Consider the following 8796-nt stretch of genomic DNA (forward strand, 5'->3'; position numbering starts at 1 on the left):
CGTTGTGGTATTGATTGTGTTCATAAAATAATGGAGGTGAACTAAATGATGTGGCAAACACAAACGACAATAGAATATCCCTTTGCGCTTCGGCCCGCTTCCATTGAGGAGGCGGGCCTTTTCTATTCCCAGATGGACGAGGCCGAGGATGCGGTGCTGGGAACGGTAGGCCATATACGGATGGACTTCGGAGCTTCCGGAAAAGAGTTCTACCACACTTGGTAGCCCCACAACGGCGACCAGTTCAACACGGGGGAATTCAAAGACGAACTTCAGAAGTTTGTGGATATGCTCCGGTCGGATGGTCCCCTTACGAATCTGGCTTCGATGAGAAACTACTGCTATCAGCACGGCGGTAAGATCACCGAGGATGGCCGATGCTTCGGCTATATCGCGGAGACGGAGCACTACCGCTACTGCCTGCGCTGCACCCCTTCCCCTGGGGAATATCAGGGGTACCTTTATTCCTACGACCTGCGCCAGCAACGGATGGCCCAACAGGCAAAGCCTGTGGGTCGGATCACCTACGCCAGTGGTGAAGAACAGACCTTCACAGATGCCCAGAAATACTTGGACACCATTCGGGAGGAACTTCCATATCAAGCCACCAAAGCTCTGGCAAAGGCAAAGACGATAACAAGAACGGCGAGAATCAGTGCGGCCACAATAGCCAAAAGAATACATATTCTCTTTCCACGCGTCAAGATGGGCCCCGCCCTGGTTTTTCTTACTTTTCTATATTTAGGACTTGTTGAAAAAGGGCAACATCCCCAATCATCCGGTCTTTTGTCCACTGGACCGTTTTACTCACTCCGCTCCCATAGGCTGGCAGGCGAAACTATGAGGAAACAAAAGGTTTAAATGGCGTTCAAAGGCTCCGAAGCCGGAATCAGAACCATCTGTACCGGCTGTCCGTCGGAAGAAAGGAATACCGCCAGGGTATTGCCCACGCTCAGGTCGGACAGAGCGCATTCTGTCAGATAGGTGTCTTCCAAAAGATAAACGGAGACGCTCTCATCCACGGCCAGTTCCTCAGCGGAAGAGTCCAGAGTATAGGCGCTCAGATCAATGTTGGTATAGCTGGTGACGGAATCAGTCGTATCCGATGGTGTATACCAGGTTACAGTCAGGCTGCCGTCTTTCCCAATTGCCGTGACTTGGGCCAGCTGGATCTCCACCCCGGCGCCAGTATTCTGAAGGACCACGTCGGTCAGTGCTCCGGTGTCAGCGTCCTGCTGCCAGAGCAGAATATTGCCCGGCATCAGGTCGGATACAGCCAGAGATCCCCCTGTGCTGTCCTCCAATCCGTGGAGCAGACTTTCATCGTCTACGGTGATGGTTACTATGTCCTGAGAGAGCACGTAGTCCGACAGAATGAAATCAGTGGCGTCGGTAAGAGCTGCCTCGCTGCTGCCATCCGCCGGGGTGTAGCACTGAAGGGTCAGCTGGCTGCCGTCCACAGATAGGACCATACCGGCGGAATAGGACGGGGTCTCGACCAGCCCTCCGGTCTCTCCGGTAGAGCTGTCCTCCAGAGCGGGGGTGGCAGAGGCACTTTCCAAGGGAGGCTCATCTGTGCCGCTTTCGTTGCCGGTATCGGAGCCGCAGGCGCTCAGAAGGCCCACGCACAAGAGCCCTGCGAGCGTCAGGGCAAGGTATCGCTTCTTTTTCATAGCAGTGACCTCCAAAAAAGTTTGTCAGGCAAAGGCGCTTGCCTGATGCCAATAGAGTAGCAGATATACTTAAAAGTGCGCTTAAAAACCCGTGAACAAATTGAGAATTCCCCTGCGGAGTTGGTAAGGGAGGAGGAACCGCCAGCCGGGACGGTGGATAGAATGGGATACGCCCTGTCCCAAAGATGGGGCGCCAACCAATCAGATCATCTCTACAGGAGGATATGTTATGGCGGATATCAAGCAGGACCTGCTGGGCCTGGAGTATAGCTCCAGCTTTACGCTGCAAGGCATTCAGGAGGCGGACATCGACCTGGAGCTGCCCCCGGTAACGGCTGGGCTTGCCACCGTATATGGTACTGTGACCGACGGCGCAGCGCCTCTGGCCGACGCCACTGTCAAGCTCTTTGACAGCACCGGCACTCCCTTCCAGCACACGCTGACCGACGCAAACGGTCAGTATACCCTTAGTGATGTTCCGGCGGGCACCTATACCATCAGCGCGGTCAAGGACGGTTATCTGCTCAGCGACGGCCTGGGGGTAACGCTGGCCTCCGGTGATACCACCTTGATGAACCTGGCGTGTACCGCTGACGCCACCTTGACGTTGGGGGCCATCGCCGGTGTGCTCACCACCACCAGCGGCACCACGGTCACACCGCTGGCCGGAGCTAAAATCACCCTGAAGGACAGCAATAATACCACAGTGGCAGCCACCTATTCGGCGGCCGACGGCGAGTTTTTGTTCTATGATGTAGCCGACGGGGTCTATACGCTGCTGGCTTCCGCCGAGGGCTATCTGACCTCGGCTCCCATGGCGGTTACCATTACCGGCGGTTCTCTGGCCAATGTGACCATGACCCTGGCGGCAGATGTCCGCACCTATAATGGTACTGTCAGCGGTATCATCCGGGATCAGAACGGTACCGCCGTGGCGGGATGCTTTGTGGGCCTGTATCAGATCACTGGGACGGGCGCCGCGGCAGTGGAACGGCTGATTGCTGTTACCAAAACCAATGCCGAGGGAAAATACCTCTTTGGCGGCGTCATCGGCGGGCAGTACCTGGTCAAGGCCAAACTGGAGCGGTAACTGCCGGGCCGGTTTTCTGCCTGTGCGGAGAGAAGGAGCGGCAGCAGAATTTCTGCGCCATACCCTCCTACAGCCTCTGTGGGGTACGGGTGCTGGCGCGGGGGGCCTCTCCCTGGGACCGACTGACCCTGTGCCCTGTGGAGGGATGCAACAGCTGGATCCGGATGGGGCAAGCTATGTTCGGCTTTCTCAGGCCGGGGGACTATCTGCTGACGCTGGAGCGGGCGGAGCGCTGCCTGTGCCGGCTGCGGCTGGGGCTGCCGCCGGGCGCCAATATCACTGTGGTTCTGGACCCGGTGGAGCGGACCTGGAGCTGGCAGCGGGAGCTTTGCCACTGTTTTTTCAATCAGCCGGGTGGGAGCCTGTAAAAGGGGCCTCGCAGAGTTCAGCCGCCCGCAGGCGGTGGAATGAAATCAGAATCTATCCATTCTGAGGACATGCGCCTCGGAATGGATACTTCTCATGGCGAATGGGGTGACAATTTCGTGAGAAATCGAACCCCATTCGTCATGTATCTCTTTGTCGAAAAAGGCCAATGGCCTTTTTCGACAGTCTTAAAGGGAGCGCGACGCGCTCCCTTTTCTCTTGTACGGCGGGAGGAAAGCTGGTATACTATATCCTGAGATTTTGTGTCCGGGAAACCGGGCGGCAGGAGGTCCTTCCATGAAGCTCATGGTCATCGACGGCAATTCCATTATCAACCGGGCCTTTTACGGCATCAAACTGCTCACCACCAGGGATGGGCAGCCCACCAACGCCGTCTATGGCTTTGTAAATATCCTGCTCAAGCTGACGGAGGAGGAGAAGCCGGACGCTCTGTGCGTTACCTTCGACCGGAAAGCCCCGACCTTCCGCCATCTGGCCTATGAGGGCTACAAGGCCCAACGAAAGGGCATGCCTGACGAGCTGGCCGCCCAGCTGCCGGTACTCAAGGACGTACTGGCCGCCATGAATATTCCCCGGTATGAACTGGACGGGTGGGAGGCCGATGATCTCATCGGCACCATCTCTGTGAAAGACGCCGCCGCCGGATGGGATACCGTGATTGTTACTGGTGACAAGGACTCTCTTCAGCTGGTCACCGATACCACTCGGGTAAAGCTGGTATCCACCCGTATGGGCCAGACCACCACGAAAGAAATGACCACCGACGCCTTCCGGGAGGCCTACGGCTTTGACCCCATCCACATGGTGGACCTGAAGGCTTTGATGGGAGATACCAGCGACAACATCCCCGGGGTCAAGGGAATCGGGGAAAAGACCGCTATGGATCTGATCCAGCGCTATCACAGCGTGGCCGCCATCTATGAAGATCTGGACGGGGTGGAGGCCAAGCCCGCCGTGCTGAAAAAGCTGGCGGAGGGGGTGGAACAGGCCAAAATGTCCTACGATCTGGCCCTCATCCACACCGATGCTCCCATCGACTTCACGCCCGAGGCCAATCTGCGGCAGGAGCCCAACACAGCCGCTTTGTATGAGCTGTTTTTGAAGCTGGAGTTCAACAAGCTGATCGACAAGCTGGGCCTGAAGGCCCCCCAGGGGGAGCAGGTCCAGGAGGAGCAGGTCACCGGCACCTGTACCAGCGAGGACGTCACCGACCGGGCCAGGGCGGAGGAACTGCTGGCTATCTGGCGGCAGAAGGACAGCGTGGATGTGCTGGCCCTGCCCTCCCTGGATGTGGTTGTGGTGGAGCATTGGGAGACGGAGCGGGACAGCCACGCCGCCATTCTTCGGGCGGATCAGCTGGAAGGGTATAACGAGATTTTGAAATCCCTTTTTGCCCCCGACATCAAGAAGAACACCCACGACGTCAAGACCCTGCTGTCCCGGCTGCTGGATGAGGGCATCGAGGGGGGCGGCTTTGTCTTTGATACCGCTATCGCCGCCTACCTGTTGGCTCCCACCGACGGCAGTTATGAGCTGGAAACCCTAGGTATGCGGTGGTTCAACCACGAATTTCTCAAGGCCAAGGACACCTACCTGGCTAAGGATGCCTTTACCCCCCTGGGAGAGACTGCCAAGGCCCTGGGAGTCATGCTGTCCCACTGCGCTCTCATCGGGGCGCTGAAAGACCCTATGGCTGCCCGCTTGAGCGAACTGGACATGGAAAGGCTCTATTATGAGGTGGAGCTCCCCCTGTGCCCGGTGCTGGCTGAGATGGAGCACGCCGGGGTGCTGGTGGACCGGGGCGCGCTTACCGCATTTGGCAAAATGCTGGAGGAGCGCATCAAAGCCGACGAGGCCCTGATTTATGAGCTGGCAGGGGAGGAATTCAACATCAACTCCACCCAGCAGTTCGGACACATTCTCTTTGACAAGCTGGGCCTGCCTCCGGTCAAAAAGACCAAGACGGGCTACTCCACCAACGCCGAGGTGCTGGAAAAGCTGCGGGACAAGCACCCCATTGTGGAGGCGGTGCTGGACTACCGGCAGCTGGCCAAGCTGAAGTCCACCTACGTGGAGGGCCTGACCAAGGTCATCGCCGCCGACGGGCGCATCCACACCTCCTTCCAGAATACCGTCACCGCCACCGGGCGGCTTTCCTCCACCGAGCCCAATTTGCAGAACATCCCCGTCCGCACCGAGCTGGGGGCGGAACTGCGGAAGATGTTTGTGGCTCCGGCAGGGAAGATGCTGGTGGATGCCGACTATTCCCAGATCGAGCTGCGGCTGCTGGCCCACATTGCGGGGGACGAGCACATGATCGCCGCCTTCCGCTCTGGGGAGGATATCCACACCGTCACCGCCTCCCAGGTGTTCGGGGTGCCCCCCCAGGACGTGACCCATGAGATGCGCCGGCGGGCCAAGGCGGTGAACTTCGGCATCGTCTACGGGATTTCCGACTTCTCCCTGGCTCAGGACATCGGGGTCACCCGGGCCGAGGCCAAGGAGTATATGGAGAAATACTTTGAGAAGTATTCCGGCGTCCGGGCCTATATGGACGCGGTGGTGGAGCGGGCCAAGGCCGACGGCTATGTGTCCACTCTCATGGGCCGCCGCCGGTGGCTGCCGGAGCTGAAGTCCTCCAACTTCAATATGCGCTCCTTTGGGGAGCGGGTGGCCCTGAATATGCCCATCCAGGGTACCGCTGCCGACATCATTAAGCTGGCCATGATCCGGGTACGGGACAGGCTGCGGGCTGAAGGGTTGGAGGCAAAGCTTATCCTTCAGGTCCACGACGAGCTTATTGTGGAGTGCCCGGAGGGGGAGAGCGACCGGGTAAAAGACCTGCTGGAGAGAGAGATGGAGCAGGTAGTGGAGCTGGCTCTGCCCCTCATTGCCGAGGCCCACGCCGGGAAGAGCTGGGCCCAGGCCAAGGGATGAGAAAGGAAGTTGTATGAGGGAACTATGGTTTTGCCTGGCTGGTCTGGTGCTGGCTGTTGTGGGCATTTTGCTTTTGGCCAAACCGGAGTGGGTGTGGAAACTGGAGCATTTCTGGTGTACCGAAGGGGGCGAGCCCTCTGAATGGTATGAGACGCTGACCCGATTGCTGGGGGTACTTTGCCTGCTGTTGGGCACCGTGATCTTTCTGGTGATGCTGGTTGCGGTGATTCTCTATTTTGCCTTTTAAGGAGCGATGGTGTTGCGTTATAAATTGGTTCCCATGGATAAATCTCACCTGCCCCAGGTGGCGGCCATCGAGCGGGAATGTTTTTCCCACCCTTGGTCGGAGGCTCTGCTGGAGCAGGAATTGTACAACGACATGATCTCCCTGGTGGTGGCCGAGGGGGAGGACGGTACTATGCTGGGCTACGGCGAGGTGCGGGCCATTCTGGACGAGGGCACGCTGGAGAAAATCGCGGTGGCCCCGGCCTACCGCCGCCAGGGAGTGGCGGAGGCCATTCTAAGCGCCTACCTTCGGTTTGGACAGGCCCATCTGGCCTTTCTCACATTGGAGGTGCGGGAGAGCAACGCCCCCGCCATCGGTCTGTATGAGAAGCTGGGCTTTCAGGTGGTGGGCCGCCGGAAGAACTACTACCGGGAGGAGCATGAAGACGCCTTGCTGATGACCATCACTTTTTCTGAGGAAACGAAGGGAACGGAATGAATATTTTAGCCATTGAATCCTCCTGTGACGAGACGGCGGCGGCGGTGGTGCGGGACGGCCGCACCGTTCTGTCCGACGCCATCGCGTCCCAGGCGGATATGCATGCTCTTTACGGCGGGGTGGTGCCTGAGATCGCCTCCCGCAAGCACATTGAGGCCATCGCCGGGCTGGCTGACCAGGCCCTCAGTCAGGCGGGGGTGACCAAGGCCGACATTGACGCGGTGGCGGTGACCTACGCCCCCGGCCTCATCGGGGCCCTGCTGGTGGGGGTAAACTTTGCCAAGTCGGTGGCCTACGGCCTTCATGTGCCCATCGTACCTGTCCACCATGTTCGGGGCCATATTGCCGCCAACTACATCGCCCACCCTGATCTGGAGCCTCCCTTTGTTTGCCTGTGTGTGTCGGGGGGCAACACCATGATTGTGGATGTCAAGGGCTATACCGACATGGAGATCCTGGGTGCTACCCGGGATGATGCGGCGGGAGAGTGCTTTGACAAGGTGTCTCGGGTATTGGGGATCGGCTACCCCGGTGGGGCGCCCATGGACAAGCTGGCCCAGGGCGGAGATGACAAGTGTTATGACTTGCCACGGGCCCATGTGGCTGATGCTCCGCTGGATATGTCCTTTTCCGGACTGAAAACAGCGGTCTTGAACTTGGCGCATAACGCCAATCAAAAAGGGGAGAGCCTGGACCTGAAGGGACTGGCGGCCTCCTTTGCTGCAGCCGTCAGCGACACCCTGGTGCCCCGTACCATGGAAGCGGCCAAACGTTGCGGCTATGGCAAACTTGCCGTGGCCGGGGGCGTGGCCGCCAACTCCCGTATCCGAGCTGACCTGGAGGAGGCCTGTAAGCGGTCTGGGGATAAGCTCTATCTACCCCCCTTGTCCCTGTGCGGGGATAACGGGGCCATGATTGGCTGTCAGGGCTACTATGAGTATCTGGCTGGTGTTCGTGGGGGAATGGACCTGAACGCTTATGCCACCCGGGACATCGGGGCCGGTATGGGTGTGGATGGAATCAAAAAGAAGATCAAATCAATTAGATAGGAAAGATAATTAGGGAGGGACGCGGAATGGATATCCGTCAGTTTATGGACATGGACCGGCTTCAGCAGATTCAGGATCAATTTTCCAAGGCCACAGGATTGGCTGCCATCGCAGTTGATGCAAAGGGAGAATACCTTACAAAGCCCAGTAACTTTACAGACTTTTGTATGCGCTATACCAGAGCGAATGAGGAAGGCGCCCGCCGGTGCCAAAAGTGCGATACAGAATGTACCGGTACCTATTTCTGCCACGCTGGGCTGATCGACTTCTCCAAGGACATTATGCTGGAGGGAGAGAAGGTCGGGGCCATGCTGGGAGGCCAGATTTTGTCGGAGGAGCCCGATCTGGAGAAGTTCCGTGGGATTGCCCGGGAGCTGGGAATCCCGGAGGAGGACTATGTAAACGCGGTCAAGCGGGTGCCTGTGCGGACGGAGGAGCAGATCCGGGCCGCTGCCGACCTGATGGGCGATATGATCAATTTGTGGGTCAATCTGGAGTATTTTAAAAAGGTCAACGCGGAGCGGATCCAGATCTTTGACCGGGAGCTCCAACATTCCATGGCGCTGATTGGGGATATCCAGAAGATGAATGGGGAACTGCACAAGATCTCCACTATGGAGACCATCCTGGCTCTCAACGCCTCGGTGGAGGCGGCCCATAGCGGAGCGGCCGGCGTAGGCTTCGCGGTGGTGGCCAAGGAGCTGAGCCGCCATTCTCAGGATTCCGCCAATGTATATAACGAGGTGTTCCGGCTGATCGACGGGGTAAAGGAGTCGATCCTCCGCATGAATGGGAAGCAGACCGACACGGATGGTGCGCTGTAAAACGCTCAAGAGGAGGCCGCTTTTAAGCGGCCTCCTCTCAGCCTGTCGAAAAAGTCCAGCGAAAGCTGGGCTTTTTCGTTTGCAAGAGGTAAAATAGCAATAGGTGGTGAGA

Annotated in this window: 9 protein-coding genes; 7 read left to right on the plus strand and 2 right to left on the minus strand. The window is 58.2% G+C overall.

The features are described from left to right. On the minus strand, positions 1-684 hold a 684-nt coding region (locus tag Q0J75_RS11905), incomplete at its 3' end, for a hypothetical protein (RefSeq protein ID WP_297201583.1). A 173-nt stretch (positions 685-857) separates the two neighbouring features. Then, positions 858-1673 (minus strand): hypothetical protein, encoded by an 816-nt coding sequence (locus Q0J75_RS11910; RefSeq protein WP_297201585.1) that lies wholly within the window; start codon positions 1671-1673, stop codon positions 858-860. A 229-nt stretch (positions 1674-1902) separates the two neighbouring features. On the opposite strand from Q0J75_RS11910, the gene Q0J75_RS11915 reads away from it, so the two are divergent. The 7 genes from Q0J75_RS11915 to Q0J75_RS11945 all read left to right on the plus strand — a co-directional run bounded on the left by Q0J75_RS11915 (position 1903) and on the right by Q0J75_RS11945 (position 8684). Continuing rightward, entirely contained in the window at positions 1903-2763 is an 861-nt protein-coding gene (locus Q0J75_RS11915; protein WP_297201587.1) for an MSCRAMM family protein, read from the plus strand. Between the two features lie 89 nt (positions 2764-2852). Further along, positions 2853-3131, plus strand: coding sequence for a hypothetical protein (locus tag Q0J75_RS11920; RefSeq protein WP_297201589.1), 279 nt, complete (start codon positions 2853-2855; stop codon positions 3129-3131). A gap of 295 nt (positions 3132-3426) precedes the next feature. Continuing rightward, on the plus strand, positions 3427-6087 hold the full coding sequence (gene polA, locus Q0J75_RS11925) for a DNA polymerase I (RefSeq protein WP_297201591.1): 2661 nt from the start codon (positions 3427-3429) through the stop codon (positions 6085-6087). A 13-nt stretch (positions 6088-6100) separates the two neighbouring features. Beyond that, positions 6101-6334 carry a DUF6199 family natural product biosynthesis protein gene (locus tag Q0J75_RS11930; protein WP_297201592.1) on the plus strand — a complete coding sequence of 78 codons (234 nt, stop codon included), beginning with the start codon at positions 6101-6103 and terminating at the stop codon, positions 6332-6334. Between the two features lie 12 nt (positions 6335-6346). Continuing rightward, on the plus strand, positions 6347-6811 hold the full coding sequence (gene rimI / locus Q0J75_RS11935; RefSeq protein WP_297201595.1) for a ribosomal protein S18-alanine N-acetyltransferase: 465 nt from the start codon (positions 6347-6349) through the stop codon (positions 6809-6811). After that, positions 6808-7860 (plus strand): tRNA (adenosine(37)-N6)-threonylcarbamoyltransferase complex transferase subunit TsaD, encoded by a 1053-nt coding sequence (gene tsaD, locus Q0J75_RS11940; protein WP_297201597.1) that lies wholly within the window; start codon positions 6808-6810, stop codon positions 7858-7860. Before rimI ends, tsaD begins: the two co-directional genes overlap by 4 nt. A 26-nt stretch (positions 7861-7886) precedes the next feature. Next, positions 7887-8684 (plus strand): PocR ligand-binding domain-containing protein, encoded by a 798-nt coding sequence (locus Q0J75_RS11945; RefSeq protein WP_297201599.1) that lies wholly within the window; start codon positions 7887-7889, stop codon positions 8682-8684. Positions 8685-8796 lie beyond the last annotated feature (112 nt).

Source organism: uncultured Flavonifractor sp., from assembly GCF_944385615.1.
Lineage (GTDB): Bacteria > Bacillota > Clostridia > Oscillospirales > Oscillospiraceae > Flavonifractor.

Excerpts from the sequence above, each read along its gene's own strand:
- Q0J75_RS11910 (WP_297201585.1), bottom strand. The coding sequence starts at position 1,673 with ATGAAAAAGAAGCGATACCTTGCCCTGACGCTCGCAGGGCTCTTGTGC.
- Q0J75_RS11915 (WP_297201587.1), top strand. The coding sequence starts at position 1,903 with ATGGCGGATATCAAGCAGGACCTGCTGGGCCTGGAGTATAGCTCCAGC.
- polA (WP_297201591.1), top strand. The coding sequence starts at position 3,427 with ATGAAGCTCATGGTCATCGACGGCAATTCCATTATCAACCGGGCCTTT.
- Q0J75_RS11930 (WP_297201592.1), top strand. The coding sequence starts at position 6,101 with ATGAGGGAACTATGGTTTTGCCTGGCTGGTCTGGTGCTGGCTGTTGTG.
- tsaD (WP_297201597.1), top strand. The coding sequence starts at position 6,808 with ATGAATATTTTAGCCATTGAATCCTCCTGTGACGAGACGGCGGCGGCG.
- Q0J75_RS11945 (WP_297201599.1), top strand. The coding sequence starts at position 7,887 with ATGGATATCCGTCAGTTTATGGACATGGACCGGCTTCAGCAGATTCAG.